Source organism: Streptomyces sp. NPDC002994 (assembly GCF_040611155.1).
Classification (GTDB): Bacteria; Actinomycetota; Actinomycetes; order Streptomycetales; family Streptomycetaceae; genus Streptomyces.
In genome coordinates this window covers 1-23,373 of record NZ_JBEXNQ010000027.1, presented here as the reverse complement: position 1 = coordinate 23,373, position 23,373 = coordinate 1, and the positions used below count along the sequence as shown (strand labels likewise).

Genomic DNA, 23,373 nt, shown 5'->3' with positions numbered 1-23,373 from the left:
CCGCACACAGGTCCGCCCCGGCGCTCGGAGCGCCGGGGCGGACCTGTGTGTGCGGTGACCGCGTGCGTCCGTCAGAAGCCGGGCGCCGCGGCCGGGGCCCTGAGAGTCCCGAGGTAGGGGTGCCACAGGTGGTCGGGGTTGTTCTCCACCTCAGCCACCACCTCACGCATCGCCTGGAGGACCTTGGGCTCCTCGCCGTCGTACACGTCGCCCTGGAGCATCTTCAGTACGTCGATACGGTAGCGGGGATCCTGGACGAAGGCGGTGAACAGGACGTTCAGGCGGTAGTAGATGGAGATGAACTCGTACCAGTACTTCACCGCGCGGCGGAGCTTGGTCTCGTACGTCTCGAAGCGCTTCTTGGCGAAGTCACCGGCCTCGTGCGCCGCGATGATGTCCTGGGCGGCGATGCGCGCGCTGTTGAGGGCGACGCTGACGCCGCTGGAGAAGATCGGGTCGACGAACCTGGCCGCGTCACCGATGAGGACGAAACGGTCGCCGCAGATCTGCCGCATCGCGTAGCTGTAGTCGCCCTCGGGCTTGAAGGGGCGTATACGGCGGGCGTTCTTCAGCGCGTCGTGCAGTTCCGGGCGGCTGGAGACGAAGTCCCAGAAGAATTTCTCGCGGTCGGCGTTGGCCTCGGCGAACCGCCACTTCTGTGTCACCACTCCCACGCTGGTGACCGTGTCGGTGATGGGGATCTGCCACAGCCAGGTGTCCTTGATGGGCAGGAAGTGTACGAAGATGTGGTCGACCTGCGTGGCGTCGCCGGCCAGCGCGTGCCGGTCGAGCCCCTCGAACCAGGTGTGGATCGCGTACTGGTCGAAGACCGGGTCGGCCACCTTCACCCCGAGCTGACGGCCCAGCAGGGTCTGGCGGCCGGATGCGTCGACCACCATGCGCGCGGTGAAGTCCACTTGCTTCGACGCCAGCCGGCAGGTGAGCCGGACCGCGTCGGGGTCGGTGAAGTCCACCTTGGAGACCCGGACCCCGTTGAAGACGGTGGCGCCCTGCTCGTCCGCGTGCCGCAGCAAGATGGCGTCGAACTTCCCGCGGTCCACGTGGAAGGTGTAGTCGCGGTCGACGCCCGGCTGGTTGCGCTCGACGAACTGGATGTCGGCGGTCCAGCCGTGGCTGAGGCCGCTGTACCCCATGCGCGGGATGTCGCGGGACTCGGCCGAGGTCCAGGACGCGCCGTACTTCTTGGGGAAGCCTGCCTCGTCGATCTTCTCCAGTGCCCCGATCTCGTTGAGGACGGGCGTGGTCGCGGGCACGAGGGACTCGCCGACGTGCGGCCGCGGGAAGGTCTCGCTCTCGAAAACGGCGACGGACAGGCCGGCTCTGGCGAGGTAGGAGGCGGTGGTCGAGCCCGCCGGGCCCCCGCCGATCACAGCGACGTCGAAGTCGGTCTTCATGCGACGCGCTCCTCACCCGCGGTGTCCGCGGCCAGCTCGGCGAGCATGCCCGCGACGGTCCTGATGTCCCGGAAGTGCCGGGCGTCGATCTTCGCCGGTGACACATGGAGGCCCAGTTCGTCCCGGATGAAGCTCAGCAGAAGCGCGACGCGCAGGGAATCGAGGATTCCGGTCTCCATGAGGGGGGTGACGTCGTCGAGCTTCACCTCTTCTCCCTGGAGGAACTCCTCCCCGATGAATACGACGAGCGCGGACGCGTAGGCGTCTTCGCTCTGCTTGCTCTTCGCGGTTTTCACGGCTTTCGCTCTGGTCATCGCCATCCACCTTCTGCGCTGTGCGGGACACCCCGCGTTACCGTTCCGATGCGCGCTGTTCGTCCAAATCCAGCGCGTTCTCTGTGAGTTCTTCCTCCGACAGCCGGTCGATCTCGTCCCGGACTGCCGCTTCCACGGCCGCGGCGAGCCCGGCGACGGTGCCGGACTCGAACACGGCGCGGGTGGGGAAGTCGATGTCGAACGCCGTCTGGATCCCCGCGATCAGCCGTATCGCGAGGATCGAGTTGCCGCCGCTGTGGAAGAAGTTGCTGTGCGCTCCCACCGGGGCGCCCAGAAGCTCGGTGAAGAGCTGCGCGATCCGCTCCTCGACAATGCCGCTCGGGGCGGTCAGATCGTCCTGCGCCGCCTGGCGGGCCTTCGGCAGCGCCGCCCGGTCCAGTTTTCCGTTGGCCGTCAGCGGGACGGCGTCGAGCGGGGTGAACGACCGCGGGACCATGTACGCGGGCAGCCGCGCCGCACAGTGCGCCGCGAGCCGATCGGGTACGTCGACGGGGACCGGCCCCGGCTGCGCGGGCACCCAGTAGGCGATCGCGGCCGTGTCGCCGGAGGGGCCTTCCTCGGCGACGACGACGGCCTCCCGTACGGCGGGGTGCTCGCCGAGGACGCCGGTGATCTCGCCCAGCTCCACCCGGTACCCGCGGATCTTGATCTGTCCGTCCCGCCGGCCGATGAAGTCGACGGAGCCGCCGGGCAGCAGCCGCACCAGGTCACCGGTGCGGTAGAGCCGCGCGCCCGGCGGGCCGTACGGATCCGGTACGAACCGGTCCGCGGTCAGCCCCGGCTGCCCGGCGTAACCGCGAGCCACCCCCGCCCCGCCGACGTACAACTCCCCCACTACACCCACGGGCAGCGACCGCATCCGCGCGTCGAGCACATGCGCCGTCATGCCGGGCAGCGGGCGCCCGATGGGTACGGAGTCGCCGTCCACCGGGGCCGTGACCGGGTGCGCGCAGGTGCCGACGGATGCCTCGGTGGGCCCGTACTCGTTGATGAGCCGGCCGTCCCCGAGGGCGCGCGCCCAGCGGTCGGCCGACCGTACGGGGAGCGCCTCGCCCGCGACCACGACGGCCCCGGCCAGACCGGCCAGCCGCTCCGGTGCGATCTGCTGCGCCAGGATGTCAAGGTGTCCCGGGGTCAGCTTGAGGAAGCTCAGCGGCGCGGCGGCCTGGAGCCTGGCGCCGAGCTCGGCCAGGTCCAGGTCTTGCGGCAGCAGACGCAGCGGCTGTCCCGCGGCCAGCGGCGCCCAGAGGTTGGGCACGACGAGGTCGAAGGCCACGGAGGAGAACAGGGCGGCGCCCCCGGTGCCTCGGGCGGCAAGCTCGTCCACCGCCCAGCGGACATGGTTGGCCAGGCCTCGGTGGGTGATCTGTACGCCCTTGGGCCGGCCGGTGGAGCCGGAGGTGTAGATCAGGTACGCCAGCAGATCCGGATCGGGGTCCCGCTCCGGCCGGCGGTCCGGCTCCCGGGCGATCGCCCCTGCGTGCCCGTCCACCAGGACATGATGTCCGGCCCGGGAAGCGCCGATCCGCTCGCTGTGCGCGGACTGGGTGATCAGGATCCGGGCGCCCGCGTCGTCGAGCACCTGCCCGACGCGGTCCGCGGGGATGTCCGGGTCCAGTGGCAGATAGGCGCCCCCGGCCTTCCAGACGGCCAGCAGGGCCGTGGGCAGTTCGGCGCCGCGGTCGAGCAGGACCCCGATCACGGACTCGGGGCCGGCTCCGAGCCCGCGCAGATGGTGGGCGAGACGGTTGGCCCGCGCGTCCAGTTGCGCGTAGGAGAGGGAGGCGCCGGCGGCCAGCAGCGCGGTGGCTTCGGGCAGGGCTGCGGCGCGTTCCTCGAACAGCTCCGGCACGGTGGCGGTGACAGGAGCGGCGGGCGTGTGGTTCCACTCGGCCAGGGCACGTCGTGCGTCCTCGGGCAGGAAGTCCAGCGCGTCCAGGCGGGTGGCCGGCTCCGTCGCGGCGGCCCTCAGCAGCTCCTGGAAGTGACCGGCCAGGCGCTCGGCGGTGGAACGGTCGAACAGCGCGGTCGCGTACTCCAGGGCGCCGACCACCGTGCCGTCCGGCTGCCGGCGCATGTAGAGCGTCAGGTCCGTCTTGGCGATGGTCGACACGTCGAGTACGAGATCCATGTCGGCGGCGTCGGCCGGCGACCCGGTGAGCTCCTCGTCGTGATAGTCGAAGGCCACTTGGTACAGGGGCGTGCGCGACAGGTCCCGGTCCGGCGCCAGTTCGGCGACCAGCCGGTCGAAGGGCACGTCCTGGTGCGCGAAGGCGTCCTTGCACACGTCCCGTACACGGTCGAGTGCCTGCGCGAAGGTGAGCGCGCCGTCGAGCGCGGGGCGCAGCACGAGACTGTTGAGGAAGAAGCCGACGACGCCTTCGAACTCGGGGCGCTCGCGGCCGGCCACCGGAGTGCCGATCGTGCCGTCCCACTGGCCCGTGTGACGCGCGAGCAGCGTCGAGAACGCGGTGAGCAGGGTTATGAACGGCGAGGCGCCGCGGCGCTGTCCCAGCTCGGTGAGCGAACGGGCAATGGGCCCGGGCACGGTGAAGGGGACCACGGCGCCGCGCGCGTCCCTGGCCGGTGGCCTGGGCCGGTCCGGCCGCAGGGCGAACGGCTCTGCGCCGTCCAGTGTGGCTTTCCAGTGGGCGAGTTCACGCGCCACGACGTCGTCGGTCAGGCGCTCGCGCTGCCAGGCCGCGTAGTCGGCGTACTGGACGGGCAGCGGGGCGAGCCGGGCCGGGCGCTCGGCGAGCAGCGCGGTGAGAATCTCGTGGAACTCGTTGCGCAGGATCGTCGCGGACCATCCGTCGCCGACGATGTGGTGCATGAGGAGCGCCAGCGTCCCCTCCGCGGCGCTGGTTCCGCCGTCGGAGCCGGGGCCGGGGTGAAGGACGAGGACGGCGCGGGCCACCGGGCCGCGCTCGAGGTCGAATCCGTGCTCGGCCTCCCGCTCCACGACGGCGCCCGCCCCCTCACGGGGGACGTGCACCGTGCGCAGGGCGAACGGGCCCGGCGGGTCGATGATCTGCACCGGTTCGCCCGACAAGGGCACGAACCGGGTGCGCAGGCTCTCGTGCCGTGCGGCGAGTACGTCGAGGGCCCGCCGCACGGCCGGCTCGCCGACACCTGCGGGGACCCGCAAGAAGAGGCCGGTCACCCACTCCCGGCTTCGGGGGTCGATCCGGTCCAGTACCCAGAGTCTGCGCTGCCCGGCGGAGAGCGGCAGGGCGCCGGTCCTGGGCACCGCGCGCACCGGCGGCGTCGCAGGCCGGCCCGCGCCGAGCAGCCGGGCCTGCGTCGCCACTGTGGTCGCGTTGAGCAGCTCGGGCAGTTCGATGTCCTGGCCCGACTCGCCGCGCAGCCGGTTCGCGAGCCGGATGAGCTGCAGCGACGAGCCGCCGAGCTGGAAGAAGTCGTCGTGCACGCCGAAGCCGTCTGTCTTGAGGAGCTCGCGCCACACTTCGGCCACGACGCGCTCGGCGTCGGTGCCCGGCGCGTCGTCCTGACTGCCCGTGAGTTCCGGTACGGGCAGGGCGAGCCGGTCCAGCTTGCCGCTCGACGTGGTGGGGAAGCGGTCCAGCTCGACGAAGGCGGCGGGCAGGTGCGTCTCGGGGAGGCGTCCGCGCAGGAAGTCGCGCAGGTTTTGATGCCGGTCCTGGTGCGACCGTTCGTCCGGCCCGGAGGCGCCGAGCCGTACGTGCGCGGCCAGGCGCAGGGTCCCCGCAGGCGTGGTGAACGGGGTGACGACCGCCTCGCGGACGGCCGGGTGCGCCACCAGGGCCGCCTCCACCTCGCCGGGCTCGATCCGTACTCCGTTGATCTTGACCTGGTGGTCGATGCGGCCCAGGTACTCGAGGTTCCCGTCGGCCCGCAGACGCGCGATGTCACCGGTCCGGTACAGGCGCGATCCCGGTGGCCCTTCGGGGTCGGGTACGAAGCGTTCCGCTGTCAGCCGGGGCCTGCCGAGGTAACCGTCGGCGACGCCCACGCCGGCCGCGCACAGCTCCCCCCGCTCCCCCGGCGGGACCTGCCTGCCGTCGGGACCGAGGAGCAGTACGCGCATGCCGTCGATGGGCGCGCCGATGGGTACGGGTCCGGTGCGCTGCAACGGGTTGACGTCGTACGCCGTCACGTCGATGGAGCACTCGGTGGGGCCGTACGTGTTGCAGACGACCACGTCCTGCGCGCACTTGCGGACGCGGTCGCGGAATTGCTGTACCAGTTCCGCCTGAAGCGCCTCCCCGGCGCAGAACAGCAGCCGCAGAGTGGTGCAGTCGTCCCACCCCGGCTCCTCCACCAGCAGCCGCAGCACGGAGGGGACGACCTGGAGGACCGTGACCCGGTGCTCGGTCAGCGCCCGCAGCATGGCCGCGGTATCGCGCTCCGCGCCGACCGGCGCGAGGACTACGGTGCCGCCGCTCACCAGGGGGGCGAAGATCTCCCAGCAGGCGGCGTCGAACGTGACCGGCGTCTTCTGCAGGACGCGGTCACTCGCACCGAGTCCGTGGGCGTCGACCACCCATGCGATGCGGTTCCCGATGCCGGCGTGGCTGATCACGACACCCTTGGGGCGGCCCGTGGAACCCGAGGTGTAGAGAACGTACGCGCAGTGCCCGGCAGTGACATCGACGTCGGGGGCACGGGCGGGGAGCCCTCGCAGAGCGTTGAGCCCGGCGTCGAGCACCACCCGTCGGACGCCGTCCACGCCGATACGGTCCGCCGGCCCGTCCTCGGTCAGCGCCACCACGGCGCCGGTGTCCGCCAGAATGCCGGCGGTACGCGGCGCGGGGTGTCCGGGGTCGAGCGGGACGTAGCCGGCGCCCGCCTTCCAGACGGCCAGCAGCGCGATGACCAGGCGTGCGCCACGCCGCAGGCAGACGCCGACAGGGGCGTCGGGTCCCGCCCCCGTCTCGCGCAGCAGGTGCGCCAGCTGGTTGGCGCGCTCCTCCAGATCGCGATAGGTGAGGTGGTGGCCGCCTTCGACGACAGCCACAGCCTCCGGGGTCAACATGGCCTGTCTGCTGACGAGTTGGTGCGTCAGCGGCGGGCCGGACGGCTGTTCGGCGCCCTGCATCTAGATTCTTCCCCTCTGCCAGGACTTGCTCGCTCACACGGGAGCGGGACGGTCAGTGCACGGGCTCGAACGTCACCGGAAGCCGTTTGAGGAACCGGAAGTTGATGCTGTCGAGCCAGACGGGTTGCGTTTCGACGAGCCGCATGTCGCGGGTGCGCTCCAGGAGTCTGCGCAGTGCCACGTCGATCTCCGCGACGGCGAGCGAGGCACCGAGGCAGTAGTGGATTCCGTGTCCGAAGGACAGGTGGTCAGCGGCCCGCCGGGTGACGTCGAGGCGATCGGGGTCCTCGTAGTGCGAGGGGTCCCGATTGCCGGACCCCAGGAGCAGAGTGACCGAGTCGTCCTTCGGGATCCGCGTGCCGAGGACCTCGATGTCGGTGAGCGCGACGCGCGTGGTGAACTGCACGGAGCTGTCGTAGCGCAGCAGTTCGTGAGCCGCCTTGACGCCGAGATCCGGGCGATCGCGCAGGAGCTCCCATTGGCCTGGGTTGTTGACGAGGGCGAGAACCGCGTTGCCGATGAGGTGTGTGGTGGTGGCCTGACCCGCGTCGATGAGGAGCAGGAAGTTGGCGAAGATCTCGTCGTCGCTGAAGTCACCGTGTTGCAGCTGTTCGGCGATGACCTGCGTGAACAGGTCAGTTCCCGTGCCGTCCCTGCGCTCCCGCCCGCCCTCGTCGAACGCCTCCCTGAGCTGCGTGATGCGCGCTATCTCGTTGCGTGACTGGGTGAAGAACTCGTGCAGCAGCCCGGGCCAGTTCTCCAGCAGGTGCGCGGCCTTGTCGGGTACGCCTGCGAGGCGGGCGACGACCCCGCGCGTCAGTGGCTCGGAGAAGTCGTGAATCACATCCATGCGGCCCTGCTCCACGACCCGGTCGAGAAGTTCGTCGGCGAGCTTCTCAATGGTCGGGCGCATTTCGCGGATGAAGCGCGGAGTGAGGCCGGGCTTGATCAGCTGGCGCAGCCGGGTGTGCCGGGGCGGCTCGTTGAACAGCATCATGTCCGACAGCGCGTTCTTGAGTGGCTTGATGTCCGCCCGTACCTCGGCGGGCAGCTGCTCGTGGAAACTGTCGATACGGGCGCCCGACAGCCGTTCGTCCTTGGACAGCCGGCTGATCTCGTCGTATCCGAGGATCACCCAGGTGCGCATCCACTCGTCGAAGTAGACCGGGGACGTCTCCCGGAGTTCGCGGTAGAAGGTGTAGGGGTCCGACGACCATTCGGGGCTGAAGAGGTTGAGCAGGCTCGGGGTCTGCGGATCGGGCATGCTACGACCAGTTTCCTGTCGGCTCGGAGGGTGTCGGCGCGGCGGACCCGGTGAGCTCCTCGCTCAGCAGTCCGGCAAGTCGGGGGAGACAGTCCTCGTAGTAGAAGTGCCCGCCCGGCAGGACGTGGGTGTCGGTCCCCGCGATGGTGTAGTCCTTCCACAGCCGTACGTCGTCGGGTGTCACGGCGGGGTCCTGGTCGCCGGCGATGGCGACGATGGGGCAGGACAGCGGGGCGCCGGGAACGTACTGGTATTTCTCCGTCCAGCCGAGGTCGTTGCGAACCACCGGGTAGGCGAGCTCCCAGACGTCGTCGTCGACGAGGGACTTCGCACCGGCTCCGCCGAGCGCCTGGATGTAGCGCCGCATCTCGTCCTCCTCGAACGTCAGGCCCGCGCGATGGCGGGCGGCCGGGGCGCGGCACGCCGAGACGAAGAGCCGGGCGAGTGGTGAGGGGAAGCGGGGCTGGAGCCGGCGGGCGACCTCGTACGCCACGACGCCGCCCATGCTGTGCCCGAAGAACCCGGTGGGCACGTCGAAGCGGGGGCCGATGACGGCGGCGATCTCCTCGGCAAGCTCCGGGATCCCCGCCGGGGCCGGATCACCGAACCGGTCCTGTCGTCCCGGGTACTGGACGGCCACCAGCTCGACCGACTCCGGCAGCTCCTGTGCCCAGCCGTGGAAGGCGCTGGCCGCACCCCCGCCGTACGGGAAGCAGAAGAGCCGCATGCGTGCGCCGGGCCGCGGGACATACACCCTGAACCAGCTTCCGCGTTGATAGGTCATCGGCCGGTCCTCATCAGGGCCGTGGGGACTGCCGGTCCGGGGGCGTGGCGGGCATGGGAGGTCTCCATGGCTTCACCTTCCGCGCCGCCTCTATATTTCTTCGCTATCCCGGCTATCCGCGGCGGCCTTCTTCGGCGCCCGGTCCGCGGGCGCCACCACCGGGGTTCCGGGAGCGTTACGAATGGCCGGGCTCAGCAGTGCGGCCACCGTCGTCACAAGCATCGCGACGCCCACGCCGAGGACCGTGGAGGTGGTGCCGAACGCCACCAGAAGGAAGCCGCCGATCAGCGGCCCGAGGGAGTTCGTGCCGGAGGAGAGCAGCATCGCGACGCTGCTGACCCGGCCCTGGAGTTCGTCCGGCGTGATCTGGACCTGGTACACGCCCGCCACCACGTTCATCAGCGCCCCGGCGAAGGTCATTCCCGCGAACACCGCGCCCAGGGCGAAGGGGTTGGACGTCAGAGCCACCAGCGGCATCAGCACCGTCCAGGTGGCGAAGGCCCCGATCACGATCCTGGACACCGGGAACCGCTTGCCGAACCACGTGCCGGACAGCGCGCCGCACACCCCGCCCACCCCGGACACCGTCCCGATGATGCCGATGACGGCCGGTGAGCCGCCGGAGTCCTTGACGATGACGACCAGGGAGAGGGACAGGATCTGGAAGAGGACGTTGGTGCCCGCGACCAGGATCACGGCGGCCCGCAGGAAACGCTGCCGCTTCAGCCAGGCGAAGCCCTCCCCGATCTCGGTGTGCAGCCGTCGGCGCGGCGCCGTGCGTTCCGTCTGGAGGTCCTTCTTGATCAGCAGGAGCGACACCAGGGCGAGGAGGTGACTCAGCGTCGCGAAGAGGAAGGGGAAAGCCCGGAAGAGTGCGAACAGTGAGCTGCCCAGGGGCTGTCCGACGAGGCCGGCCGCCCTGCCCCTGGCCTCGTTCTGCGAGAGCGCGGCCGACAGGTGATCCGCGTGGACCACGTTGCGGACCGCGGCCCGTTCAGCGAGCCGGTAGAGGATCGCCGCACTGGCCTCGACGAACGCCGCCACCATCAGATGGGGCAGCAGGATGTGGCCGAAGAGCAGCGTCACACCGACGCTCCCCATCGTCACCAGTCCCACCAGATCGCACACGATCATGGTGCGGCGCCGGTCCCAGCGGTCGACCATGACGCCCGCGGGAAGCTGCACCAGCAACATGGGCAGGAGCGCCGCGAAGCCCACCAGGCCGGCGCCGACCGTCGATCCGTTCTGCCAGATCATCAGCAGTGGATACGCGACGGCGCTCACCCGCCCCCCGAGGATGGAGACGCCCGCGCCGGCCCACAGCTTGAGGAAGTCGCGGTTCTTGCGCAGCGGCGGCGCGGGGGGCGCCTCGGGCTGCGGTGGGGAGTCCGGCACCGCGCTCATGCGGAGGACTCCCCGCCACGGCACCATTCGAGCACCGCCATGGCGCTGTGCATCTTGTTCTCCGCCTGGTCCAGGGCGATGCTCATCGGCCCGTCCAGCACATCGGCGGTGACCTCGTCGCCGCGGTGGGCGGGCAGGTCGTGCATGAACACGGCTTTCGGGCTGTGCTCCCACAGTCCGGACGTCACCTGGAACGGGGCGAAGACGTCCCGCCAGTGCGGGTCGGGCTTGCTCGTGCCGGTGGTCTGCCAGCGCGTGGTGTAGAAGACGTCGGTGTCGCGTGGCAGGGCGTCCATGTCGTGCCGCTCGACGAAGGACGCTCCGCTGGTACGGGCGTGCTCCTCGGCACGCGCCCGTATCTCTTCGGTGAGCCCGAAGCCGGGCGGTGTGCGCAGTTCGAACTCGACACCGGGGAAGCGCGGCAGAGTCAGGGCGAGAGCGGCCGCCGTGTTGTTGCCCTCGCCGACGTACACCACACGCAGGCCTTCGACCTGTCCGAAGCGGCCCTTGAGCGTGGTGAGGTCGGTGAGCGCCTGGGTGGGGTGTTCCTCCGCGGTCATGGCGTTCACCACCGAGAGCCCGCCTGTGCCGGCCCAGGCGGCCAGTTCGCGTTGGGGACGTCCGGTTCTGGCGACGATCACGTCCACCATCCGCGCGAAGACCCTGCCGGTGTCCTCGACGGACTCCCCGGTGTTGATCTGGAGGTCGTCGGGGCCGTACGCGATGATCTGCGCGCCGAGGCGCAGCGCGCCGGCGGAGAACGCGGTCCTGGTACGGGTGGAGGTCATCCGGAAGTACACGCCGACGATGTCACCGGCCAGGGCCGGTGTGCGGCCCGCCCGGCCTGCGGAGTACTCGGTGCCCCGGTCGATGACGGCGCGCAGTTCGGCGTCCGTCAGGTCGTCGGTCGACAGCAGGCTGCGGTGCTGCTGGCTGGCTGTGGTGGCCAAGGCTCGTGTCCTCGATTCGGTCGTCACGGGTTCGTGCCTCGCTTCGGTTGTCACGGAGCCTGATGGCCAGGTTCCTGGTTCGGTGTTACGGCGGACACGAAGGTCCGTACGACCCGATCCCCCGCCGAGCCGTTGGTCAGCACGACCCATCCGGTGCCCGAGCGCAGGGCGCAGGTGACGAGCGCGTGGTAGCCCACGGGTTCACCGCCGTGCCCGAACTGGAGGTCGGGCCCCGTCGTGTCTGCCACAGTCCCCAGGCCGTAGAAGCTGTCGGGGTACGGCGACAGCAGCTCCCCGGCCCGTTCCCGCGAGAGCAGGGCCATGGGCCGGCCGAGAGCGGAACGCCGTACCTCCAGGACCGCCTTGGCGATGTCGGCCGCGGTGGTCCACAGCCCGGCCGCCGCCATGTCGGGCCGGACCAGCCAGCCGCCCTCGACGGGAGCCCCTGCCGTGTCGTGGCCGAGCGCCACGGGCCGCCCCGAGCTGTGCGGGAAGGACTGGTCGAAGCTGCTGCCGTCCATACCGAGCGGCTTCAGGAGTACCTCCCGCATGACGTCCGGGAACGCCTCGCCGGTGGCGTCGGCGACCGCCTGCTGGATGACCCAGAAGTGGACGTTCGCCTTGGCGAAGGTCTCGCCGGGTGCGCCCTCCCTGGCGACCGGCGGGTTGACCGCCGGGGACCGGCCGTGCAGCAGGTCGGACATCGTGGGCACGGACCCGGGCCGGTAGCCCTTGCCGGGTGCGGGGGCCAGGCCGGAGCGCATGGCCAGCAGTTGGCGCAGGGTGGTGAGGGCGCCGTTGTCGCTGTTGGGCACCTGCCATCCCTTGAGGTACCGGTTGACGTCCTCGTCGAGGTCGAGCACCCCCTGGTCCACGAGCCCGAGCACGCCGATGGCCGTGATGTGTTTGCTCATGGAACCCACTTGGAACACAGTGTCGGGCGTCACCGGCCGGCCGCCCCGGTCGAGCGAGCCGAAGCCCTCCGCGGCGACCAGTTCACCGCCTTCGATGCGGGCCACGCTCGCGCCGGGTACGCCGGTCTCCTCCATGGCGGGCAACGGCGAGGGCAGCGTGGGAGCCAGTGGCTCAGCGGGGACCGGGGGTGCGGACGTGGACGGTGCCTCCGCGTCCACCGCGGCGGCCAGCTCGCCCAGGGTGAGGTACTGGTAGACCATGAACAGCGTGACGGGAAGCCCCGCCTTGCGGGCCTCGGCGACCTGCTGGATCACCAGGATCGAGTGACCGCCGAGCGCGAAGAAGCTGTCCTCGGTCCCGATCCTGTCCACGCCCAGGAGCGTGGACCAGATGCCGGCGAGTGCCACCTCCGTCGCGGTCCGCGGCGGCGTGTGAGCCGCCGGGGAGAGTTCCGCGTCGGGTACGGGCAGGGCCCGTTCGTCCACCTTGCCGTTGGCGTTGAGGGGCAGCCGCTCCAGGGTCACGAACGCCGACGGCACCAGGTAGTCGGGCAGAGTCCGGCCGAGCGCCGTACGCAACTCCTGGGCTTCCGGGGCGGCTTCCCCCTCGGGTGAGCGCACCAGATACGCGACGAGGCGTACGTCGCCGGGGCTGTCCTCGCGGGCCACCACCCGGGCCTCCGCGATCTGTGGGAGTCCGGTCAGGGCGGCCTCGATCTCGCCGGGCTCGATGCGGTAGCCGCGCACCTTCGTCTGACGGTCGATGCGGCCGATGAAGGCCACGTTCCCGTCCGGCAGTACGCGGGCCAGATCCCCGGTGCGGTACAGGCGGGCACCCGGCGCACCATGGGGGTCGGGCACGAACCGCTCCGCCGTGAGGCCGGGCCGTCCGGCGTAGCCGCGCGCCACGCCCGCCCCGCCGACGTACAGCTCACCGGCAACGCCGGTCGGCACGGGCTCCAGACTGGCGTCGAGCACGTACATGGTCATGTTCGGCAGCGGCCGTCCGATCGGCAGCACGTCCGTGGCGGGCGGCTCTTCGACCGGGAAGGTGCAGGTCCCCACGGACGCCTCGGTGGGCCCGTACTCGTTGACGACGGCTGTCGTGGGAGCCAGCCGGCGCCAGGCCTCCAGGGTGCGCCGGGTGAACGCCTCGCCCGCCACGACCAGCACCTGCGCCAGGCCGTCCGCCTGTTCGGCGGTCAGCTGGTGGACGAGCACCTCCAGGTGGGCCGGGGTGAGCTTGATGAAGCTGTACGGTCCGGACGCGACGAGGCTTTCCCCGAGCCGGTCGAGGTCCCTGGGCAGCACATGCACCGTCTGTCCGGCGAGCAGCGGTGCCCACAGGTTCGGGACCACCAGGTCGAACGCCACGGAGGAGAACACCGGCGCTCCACCCGTGCCGGAGGCCGCGAGCTCATCGACCGCCCACCGCAGATGGTTCGCGAGTCCCCGTTGCGGCACGAGAACGCCCTTGGGGCGGCCCGTCGATCCGGATGTGTAGATCACGTAGGCCAGGGCGTCGAGATCCACGGTCGGCTTCAGGGGCGCTGCGGAACGCCGGGCGACGGCCTTCGCCTCCCGGTCGGCAAGGATCAGCCTCCCGTCGAAGACGTCCGCGAACCGTCCTTCGTACTCCGAGAACGTCACGGCCACAGAGGCACCGGCGTCGTCCAGCATGTAGCCGATACGGTCCGCGGGATGGGCCGGGTCGAGCGGCAGATAGGCGCCGCCCGCCTTCCACACCCCGAGCAGCGTCACGATCAGGTCCGTGCCGGGTTCGAGCAGCACGCCGACCACCGATTCCGCGCCGACTCCCGCCGCGCGCAGGTAACGGGAGAAACGGTTGGCCCTGGCGTCCAGTTCCGCGTACGAGAGGTGTGTGCCATCGGCGGCCACGGCCACCGCCGCGGGGGTCCGCGCCGCCTGCTCCTGGAACTCCTGGACCACACTGCGCACGACCGGCCCGGCAGGGTGGGACGCCCACTCGCCAAGGAGCACGTCACGCTCGGCGGGCGGCAGCAGGGCGGTTCGGGCGTCACCGTCCGGATCGGCGGCCATCGCCTCCAGGACGGCCCGGAACATGGCCGCCATCCGCTCGGCGTTGGCGCGGCTGACCGCATGGGTGTGGGTACGGAGGTTGAGCCAGGTCGACGCGGAGGCGACGGAGAAGGGGAACTCGTTGGTCGCGAATCCGGCCGCGGCGCCGGCGTCGGCCAGCTCGGCGTCCGCCTCGTCGAAGTCCTGGTGGCTGAAGTACACATCGAGGAGCCGGTCCGACTCCCCCCACTCGCGTTGCACGGCCGGCATCGGGAAGTGGCGGTGTGCCCAAGTCTGGGCTTCCCGGTCGAAGACCTGCCGGACGAGTTCCCGCCAGGTGCGGGCGGTGTCGTCGGCCGGGAACGGCAGGGTGTTGAGATGCATGCCGCACACCTGGTCGGCGCCGCGTGCTTCGGGCCGCACATGGCTGGTGAGGCCCGTGAAGAAGGCCCTGTCCTCGGTGAGCATGCCCATCACCTTGAGGAAGGCCGCCAGCAGGACGCTCTTGACCGACACCCTCGCGGTGGTCGCGAGGCCCTGCAGGTCCTCCTTGAGGTCGTCGAACGGGACCCTGAGGGTGTAGGACTGCGCCGGCGTGTCCGGGGCGTCGCCCCAGCCGGCGGGGAGCACGAACTTCTCGTGCTCCTCGACGATCCCGCGCCAGAACGCCCCGCTCTCCTGGGAGGCCAGCGCCCGTGCCTCGGCGGCCACGACGTCGGCGAAGCGCGTACCGGGCACGTCGTACGGCGCCGGTTCCCTGCCGTCCCGGAAGCGGTGGTACGCATCCAGCAACTGGTTCAGCAGCACGTCGAGGCTCCAGCCGTCCAGGATCACATGGGACTCCGTGATCGTGAACTGCCAGCTGTCCTCGGCGCATTGGTGCACGCAGATCCGCAGGAGCGGTGCCCGGTCGTGGGCGAGTACGTCCTTGCTCTCGGAGTCCACGTACTCCTTCACGGTCTGTTCCTGCCGCGCCGGGTCCAGGCCCCGGAGATCCACCACCCGTACGGGCAGCTCGGCCTCGGCGTGGACCAGTTGCAGAGGTACGGAGTACGTCTCGACGTCGACGGAGGTACGCAGCACCTCGTGCCGGCCGACCAGGAGGTCCACCGCCCGCTGGAGCGCCCCGGCGTCGAAGGAGTGGCCGTCGCGGAACCTGACGGAGTTGACGAGGTGGTACTTGCGCGGCCCGTCGCCGACGAGCATCTCCACGAACATGCCGGTCTGGTTCTGCGTCAACGGGTAGGCGTCGACGAGACCGTCGGGCAGCTTCGCCCGGTCCTCGTCGCTGAGCAGCGCGAACGGGGCCACCGCCACGTCCTGGGCAGTCAGCCCTTCCCGTTCGCCGAGCCGGGCGCACAGCTCGGCCAGGGTCCGCTGCTCGAACACATCGCGCATGGCGGCGTCGAGGCCGGCCGAGCGCAGCCCGCCGATCAGCGCGACCGCCCGGATCGAGTCGCCGCCGAGGTCGAAGAAGCTGTCGTGGGCCCCCACCTGTTCGACGTCCAGGACGTCGGCCCACACGGCGGCGACGCGCCGCTCCAGGGGCGTGCGGGGCGCCACGTACGCGGCGCTGGCGAGCGAGTCCTGGTCCGGCGCGGGAAGTGCCCGCCGGTCCAGCTTGCTGCTGGCGTTCAGCGGCAGGCTGTCCAGCGCCACGTACGCCGACGGCACCATGTACGCGGGCAGGGAGCGGGACAGGAACTCGCGCAGTTCGGCCGGCTCAGGCGCCGCTTCGCCGCCCGGGACCGTATAGGCGACGAGCTGCGGTGAGCCCGGAGCGTCCTCACGGAGCACGACCACCGCGTTGTCGACCCGCGGGTGCCGGCCCAACAGGTCTTGTACCTCGCCCAGTTCGATCCGGAAGCCGTGGAGCTTGACCTGGTCGTCGATGCGGCCGAGGAACTCCAGGCTGCCGTCGCTCGTACGCCGGGCCGTGTCCCCGGAGCGGTAGAGGCGTGACCCGGGCGGTCCGTAGGGGTTGGGGACGAAGCGTTCCGCTGTCAGCGCCGGCCGGTTGAGATAGCCGCGTGCGAGGGCGGGGCCGGCGATCTGGAGCTCGCCCGGCACGCCCGCGGCCACCAGGTTCCCGAGGCCGTCCACGAGGTGCGCGCGTGTGTCGCTGAGCGGGCGACCGATAGAGGCCGGCGCGCCGGGCCTGAAGTCGCGCTTGGTCAGCCGGTGGTAGGTGGAGTAGACGGCCGTCTCGGTCGGACCGTACATGTTGGTCAGGGCGATGCGGCCGAGACCGAGGCGGGCGACCCACGGCTTGAGGGCCGGTACGTCGACCTTCTCACCGCCGAGGATCACCGCGCGCAGCGAGAGCCGGCGCAGCCGTTCGTCGTCGGCCTCGGCCGCCGCGACCAGCGGCCGGAAGGCGGTCGGAGTCTGGCAGACGACCGTGACCTCGTGCTCGACGAGCAGGTCCAGGAAGTCCTCGGGGGACCTCGTCACCTCGTGCGGTGCGACGACCAGGCGGCCTCCGTACAGCAGCGCACCCCACATCTCGAAGACCGAGATGTCGAAGGCATAGGAGTGGAACAGCGTCAGGGTGTCTGACTCGTCCAGTGCGTGGTGCTCCTGCACGGTGTCCATCAGCCGCATCACGTTCGCGTGGGACAGGCACACGCCCTTGGGCCGCCCCGTGGAGCCGGACGTGTACATCACGTAGATGACGTTGTCGGGGACGTTGACGGGCTCCGGGTCGGTGTCCGGGTGTGCGGCCAGGAGCTCCTGGTCGCGGTCGAGGACAACGAGGTCGCCCTGGTGGATCCCGGACAGCAGCGCCGCCTGGGCGCCGGTGGTGACGACGACCGAGGCGCCGGAGTCGGACAGGATGTACTCCAGCCGGTCGGCGGGGTTGATGAGGTCCAACGGCACATAGCCGGCGCCGGCCTTGAGGACACCCACGAGAGTGGGGATCAGCTCGATGCCGCGCTCCAGGCACACGCCGACGAGTGATTCGGCGCCCGCGCCCAGGGAACGCAGGTGGTGAGCGAGGCGGTTCGCCCGCCGGTTCACTTCGGCGTACGTCAGCTCCTGGCCGTCGGCGATCACGGCGACGGCGTCGGGCGCCTCGGCCACCTGTGCCTCGAACGCTTCGTGCACACACCGCGACACGGCCTCGAAGGACTCGGCAGACCCGGCGCCCAGAAGCAGCTCGCGCTCGCCCAGCGGCAGATACACCCGCCGGGCGTCACCTTCGGCGTCCGCGGCCATTGCCTCCAGCACCGCGCGGAACATTCCGGCAACACGCTCGGCGTCACCGCGGCTCATCACCGCCGTGCTGGTGCGCAGGTTGACGTAGTCGTCGCCGTGCGCGTTCACGGACAGGCCGAACTCGGTGACGGCGCTGCTGACCACGGTCCGCAGCGGCTCGGAGCGGGCGGCGCCGTCGCGCGGGCCCTTACCCTTACCCTGCCCCTGCCCCTGCCCCTGACCGAAGTCGACGTAGTTGAACATCACGTCGATCAGCCGTCCGCCCACGCCCGACTCGCGCTGGATCTCCGGCATGGGGAAGTGCCGGTGCTCCCAGGCCTCCATCTCCCGGTCGGCGACCTGCCGGACCAGCTCGCGCCAGGTGCGGGCGGTGCGGTCGGCGGGGAACGGCAGGGTGTTGACGTAGAGGCCGTAGACGCGGTCGGCGCCCCGCACCTCCGGACGGGCATGGCTCACGAGCCCTGTGTGGTAGGCGGGTTCGTCGGTCAGCTGGCCCATCACCTTCATGTGCGCCGCGAGGAGCACGCTCTTGATCGAGACGCCCTCCGACGCGGCCAGGGCGCGCAGCGCTTCCCGGTGCTCCTCCAGCGGCACCTTGACTCCGTACGCCTCAGGGGCTGTGCCGGTGGCGTCCGACCAGGCGGAGGGCAGGGTCAGCTTGGCGTGCCCGTCCACGACGCTCTTCCAGTACGCCCGGTCCTGCGGGGAGCCGAGGGCCTTCAGCTCGGCGGCGACGGAGTCGGCGAAGCGCACGGCGGGAGCGTCGTACGGCTCGGGCCGCAGACCGTCCCGTATCCGCCGGTAACAGCTCACCAGCTCCTTGACCAGCAGCTGGTGACTCCAGCCCTCCAGGATGGCGTGGCTCTGGGTGAGGGTGAGGAACCACTCGTCCTCGCCGCGGATGTGCGCGAAGACGCGTATCAGCGGCGCGTGGGACGTGAGGTCGAACGCGTCGTTCTGCTCGGCGGCGACGAAGCCGGTCACTTCCCGCCGCTGTTCCTCCTCGTCGAGGCCGCCGATGTCACGCCAGTCGACCGGGATCTCGGCGTCCGTCCAGACCAGTTGCATCGGTACGGAGTAGGTGGTCAGGTCGACGGAGGTGCGCAGCACATCGTGGCGCGCCGACACGGTACGCACGGCCTCGCGCAGGGCATCGGCGGAGAACGGCCGGTCCTCGGGGACGAGGACGGAGGCCACGTTGTGGTATTTGTTCTCGCCGTCCCCGGCCAGCATCTCCACAAGCATGCCGATCTGGTTGCGCAGCAGCGGGTAGGCGTCGTCGAGCCCGGCGGGCAGCCCGCGCCTGTCCTCCTCGGAGACGAGCGCGAACGGCGCCACGGACGCGGGCTCGCTCCTCGGCGCCACTGCCGGCGTCGCCGCTTCCCCACCGGCGGATCCAGAGGCGTCGGCGAGCGACTCGCACAGGCCGGCCACGGTGCGGTGCTGGAACAGGTCGCGTACGGACACCTCGAAGCCCGCGGCGCGCAGCGCGCCCACCAGGCCGACGCCACGGATGGAGTCACCGCCGATGGCGAAGAAGCCGTCGTGGATGCCGACCCGCTCCACTCCCAGGACCTCGGCCCAGATCGCGGCGACCCGCTCCTCCACGGCGGTACGCGGTGGAGCGTAGTCGCTCTGGGCCACGGCCTCCTGCGTGGGCGCGGGCAGAGCGCGCCGATCCAGCTTGCCGTTGACGGTCAACGGCATCGCGTCCAGGGCGACGAACGCCGACGGCACCATGTACTCGGGCAGCCCGGCGCCGCAGTGCTCGGCCAGTTCGGCGCTGCCGGGCGGTCCGGCGGCGGGCTGCGCCGCGACCCAGTACGCCACCAGCTGCTTCTCGCCCGGGCGGTCTTCGCGCACGACGACGACGGCGTCCCGGATCTGCGGGTGTTCGGCGAGGACCGCTTCGATCTCGCCGAGTTCGACGCGGTAGCCGCGGAGCTTGACCTGGTCGTCGGCGCGGCCGAGGAACTCCAGCATGCCGTCCGGGCGGCGCCGGGCGAGGTCGCCGGTGCGGTACAAGCGGGCACCGGGCGGGCCGTACGGGTCGGGTACGAACCGCTCCGCCGTGAGCGCGGGCCGGTTGAGATAACCGCGCGCCACCGCGGGACCGCCGATGTGCATCTCACCGGCCACGCCCACCGGCACGAGGTGGCCGTGCCGGTCGAGCAGATGGACGCTGACGTCGTCGAGCGGGTGGCCGATGGGGATCAGGGTGCCCGCCTCGCCGTCACCTGCCGCGACGGTGTGGAAGGTGTCGATCACGGTCGTCTCGGTGATGCCGTGAGCGTTGACGAGTATCGGACGCTCCAGGCCGAGCCGGTCTGTCCAGGGCCGCAGGTCGGCCATCTCCAGCGGTTCGCCGCCGTTCATGACCATGCGCAGCGACAACTGGCCGATGCGGGGGTCGCCCTGTGCGGCGAGGTCCACGAGCGGACGGAACGCGGAAGGCGTCTCGGCGAGCATGGTCACCCGGTGAGCGACCAGCAAATCGAGGAAGTCCTCCGGGGAACGGGCCACGTCCTGCGGCACGACCACCAGCTTGCCCCCGTGCAGCAGCGCACCCCACATCTCGAAGACGGAGACGTCGAAGGCGTAGGAGTGGAACAGGGCCCACACGTCACTCGCGTCGAATTGAATCCGCTGTCGCATCGCCGGGAAGAGGCGCAGCGCGTTGGCGTGGGTCAGGCAGACGCCCTTGGGCCGTCCTGTGGTGCCCGACGTGTAGATCACGTAGAGAGTGTTGTCCGGGCCGCCGAGCGTGTGCGGGTTGGTGTCGGCCTGCGCGGCCAGCGCCTCCCGGTCACGGTCGAGGACGAGCAGTCCACCCTGGACCGCGCCCTCGACGAGCGGCGCCCGGCCGCTGTCCGTGATCACGGTACGGATCCCGGCGTCGGCGATGACATGGCGCAGCCGCTCCGCCGGATTCGACGGGTCCAACGGCACGTACCCGGCGCCGGACTTGACGACACCGAGCAGTGCCGGCACGAGGTCGGCCCCGCGCTCCAGGCACACGCCCACCAGGGACTCGGGGCCCACACCCGTCGATCGCAGATGGTGCGCGATCCGGTTGGCCCGCCGGTTCACTTCGGCGTACGTCAGCTCCTGGCCGTCGGCGATCACGGCGACGGCGTCGGGCGCCTCGGCCACCTGTGCCTCGAACACTTCGTGGACAGAGTGCGGGTCGGTCGCGAAGGGCTGAACGGAGCCCGCTTCGAGGAGCAGTTCCCGCTCCCCCTCGGGCAGATACACCGCCCTCGCGTCACCGTCGGCGTCCGCCGCCATCGCTTCGAGCACCGCACCGAACATCCCGGCCACTCGTTCGGCGTCGGCGCGGCTCATGGTGCGGGTATTGGTCTTGAGGTTGAGCCCCATGGTGATGGTGGCGGTGACGGCCAGTGCGAATTCGGTCGCGCCCTCGCCGAGGCCGGTGCGCGCGTCGACCGCCCGGTCCTCGATCTCGGGGAAGTCCAGGTAACTGAACAGGGTGTCGATCAACCGCCCGCCGGTACGCGCCTCGCGCTGGATCTCCGGCATCGGGAAGTGCCGGTGCGGCCAGAGTCCGGCTTCGCGCTCGAAGACCTGCCGCACCAGTTCCCGCCAGGTGCGGGCGCTGCGGTCGATGGGGAAGGGCAGCGTATTGACGTATGTCCCATAGACCCGGTCGGAGCCGAGTACCTCGGGGCGCACATGGCACACCAGGCCCGTGTGGAATTGCGGCTCGTCGGTGAGCTGGCTCATCACCTTCGCGTACGCGGCGAGGAGCACGCTCTTCGGTGAGGCGTGCGAGCGTGCGGCGAGGGCGCGCAGCCGCGCTTCGAGGTGGCGCAGCGGAACGGGGACAGTGAAGTCCTCGCCGGCGGCGTCCGGCGCGGCCCACGCGGAGGGGACGGCCAGGGGGGCGTGGTCCTCGACCACACCGCGCCAGTAGGCGCGGGTCTCCTCGGATTCGAGGGCCCGCAGCTCGGCGGCGATGGAGTCGGCGAAGCGCACCTGGGGGGCGTCGTACGGCTGGGGCTCCAGACCGTCGCGCAGACGCCGGTAGTCGGTCAGCAGTTCGGTCATGAACGAATGCAGGCTCCAGCCCTCGATCACGGCGTGCGACGAGGTGAAGGAGAGCCGCCAGCCCTCGTCCTCGACATGGACCGATATGCGCACCAGCGGCGCCGTCGCGATGTCGAAGGCACGGGCGCGCTCCGTGGCGACGTAGGCCATCAGCGCCTGGCGCCTGCTGCCCTGGTCAAGGCCCCGCAGATCGTGCACGGCCAGGGGGATGTCGGCCCGCGTGTGCACCAGCTGCATGGGTACGGAGTACGAGGCGAGGTCGACGGAGGTGCGCAGCACGTCCTGCCGCGCGACAACCTGCTGTGCGGCGCGGCGCAGAGCGGACTCCGACCACGGCACGTCGTCCTGGATGAAGTACGAGGTGGAGGCGTGGTAGCGGTTGTGCTCCGTGTCGGCCAGGGTCTCCACGAGCATGCCGGTCTGGATCTGCGACAGGGGGTACGCGTCGTCCAGCCCCTCCGGCAGCCGCTCCCGGTCCTCCACGGAAATCAGCGTGAACGGCTCGACGAACACCTCGTGCCCGGCCGTCAACGCCGACCGGCCCGTCAGCGACTCCGCGAGCCCCGCCACCGTACGGCGCTCGAACACGTCGCGCACCGACACGTCGAGGCCCTCGGCGCGCAAGGCACCGATCAGCGCCACCGCACGGATCGAATCACCGCCCAGATCGAAGAAGCCATCGAGGACTCCGACCCGCTCCACTCCGAGCACCCGCCCCCACACGGCGGCCACCCGCTCCTCCACCGGAGTCCGCGGCGCGACGAACTCGGCCCGGGCGAAGGCGTCCTCGCCCGGCGCCGGCAGCGCGGCACGGTCCAGCTTGCCGTTCGCCGTCAGCGGGATGGACTCCAGCTCGACAAAGGCCGACGGCACCATATAGCCGGGGAGTCCGGCGGAGCAGTGCGCGGCCAGTTCGGCTCCTGTGGGCGGCGCGGCGGGGCCGGACGGAAGGAAGTACGCCACCAGCTGCTTGTCGCCGGGGACGTCTTCGCGTACGACGACAACCGCACCGCGCAGCCCGGAGTGACCGGAGAGTACGGCCTCGATCTCGCCGAGCTCGATGCGATAGCCACGGATCTTGACCTGGTCGTCGATGCGGCCCAGGTACTCGAGGCTGCCGTCGGATCGGCGCCTGGCGAGGTCGCCGCTGCGGTACAGGCGGGCGCCGGCGGGGCCGAAGGGGTCGGGCACGAACCGCTCGGCGGTGAGGGCGGGGCGGCCGAGGTAGCCGCGGGCCACACCGGCGCCGCCCACGTGGACCTCACCGGTCACACCGTGGGGTACGAGGTGACCATCGCGGTCGAGGATGTGAACGCGCCAGCCGTCGATGGGTTCGCCGACGGGGCTGACCCCGCGCGTGGCGAGATCGTCGGCCGTGACCCGCCGGTGGGTCACATGCACCGTGGTCTCGGTGATGCCGTACATGTTGACCAGGGCCGGGGCGTCCAGGCCCAGCCGGTCGGTCCACGGCCGCAGTTCGGACACCTCAAGGGCCTCGCCGCCGAAGACGACGTAGCGCAGGGCGAGGCGGTCGATGCGCGGATCTCCGTCGCCCGCCGCGGCCACCAGTGCCCGGAAGGCCGTCGGGGTCTGGCTGAGAACGGTGACGCGCTGCTCGACCAGCAGATCGAGGAAGTCCTCCGGGGAACGCGCCACGTCCTGCGGCACGACCACGAGCCTGCCGCCGTGCAGCAGCGCACCCCACATCTCCCAGACCGAGAAGTCGAAGGCATAGGAGTGGAAAAGAGTCCAGGTGTCGTGCTCGGTGAGGCCGTAGGACTCGCGCCCCGTTTCCATGAGCCGGACGACGTTGGTGTGGGTGAGAGTGACGCCCTTGGGACGCCCCGTCGACCCCGACGTGTAGATCACATAGATGGCACTGTCCGGACCGGCCAACACC

At 70.9% G+C, this 23,373-nt stretch carries 8 protein-coding genes; all 8 read right to left on the bottom strand.

Translation table 11 applies throughout. The annotated features are described in order from the left end of the window. Window positions 1-71: 71 nt before the first annotated feature. Window positions 72-1,415: an NAD(P)/FAD-dependent oxidoreductase gene (locus ABZX79_RS29430; RefSeq protein WP_355264212.1), complete on the bottom strand. Its 1,344-nt coding sequence runs from the start codon at window positions 1,413-1,415 to the stop codon at window positions 72-74. Then, complete coding sequence (locus ABZX79_RS29425; protein WP_355264209.1) at window positions 1,412-1,729, bottom strand: acyl carrier protein; 318 nt, start codon at window positions 1,727-1,729, stop codon at window positions 1,412-1,414. Before ABZX79_RS29425 ends, ABZX79_RS29430 begins: the two co-directional genes overlap by 4 nt. 37 nt (window positions 1,730-1,766) lie before the next feature. Further along, complete coding sequence (locus ABZX79_RS29420) at window positions 1,767-6,767, bottom strand: amino acid adenylation domain-containing protein (RefSeq protein WP_355264206.1); 5,001 nt, start codon at window positions 6,765-6,767, stop codon at window positions 1,767-1,769. A 115-nt stretch (window positions 6,768-6,882) separates the two neighbouring features. Next, on the bottom strand, window positions 6,883-8,094 hold the full coding sequence (locus ABZX79_RS29415; RefSeq protein ID WP_355264203.1) for a cytochrome P450: 1,212 nt from the start codon (window positions 8,092-8,094) through the stop codon (window positions 6,883-6,885). A gap of 1 nt (window position 8,095) precedes the next feature. Beyond that, entirely contained in the window at window positions 8,096-8,878 is a 783-nt protein-coding gene (locus ABZX79_RS29410; protein ID WP_355264200.1) for an alpha/beta fold hydrolase, read from the bottom strand. A 90-nt stretch (window positions 8,879-8,968) separates the two neighbouring features. Further along, on the bottom strand, window positions 8,969-10,282 hold the full coding sequence (locus tag ABZX79_RS29405; RefSeq protein WP_355264197.1) for an MFS transporter: 1,314 nt from the start codon (window positions 10,280-10,282) through the stop codon (window positions 8,969-8,971). Next, window positions 10,279-11,232: an ornithine carbamoyltransferase gene (locus ABZX79_RS29400; protein ID WP_355264194.1), complete on the bottom strand. Its 954-nt coding sequence runs from the start codon at window positions 11,230-11,232 to the stop codon at window positions 10,279-10,281. Before ABZX79_RS29400 ends, ABZX79_RS29405 begins: the two co-directional genes overlap by 4 nt. A gap of 50 nt (window positions 11,233-11,282) precedes the next feature. Beyond that, a complete protein-coding gene (locus tag ABZX79_RS29395; RefSeq protein ID WP_355264191.1) occupies window positions 11,283-23,372 on the bottom strand; it encodes an amino acid adenylation domain-containing protein in 12,090 nt (4,029 codons plus the stop codon). Window position 23,373 lies beyond the last annotated feature (1 nt).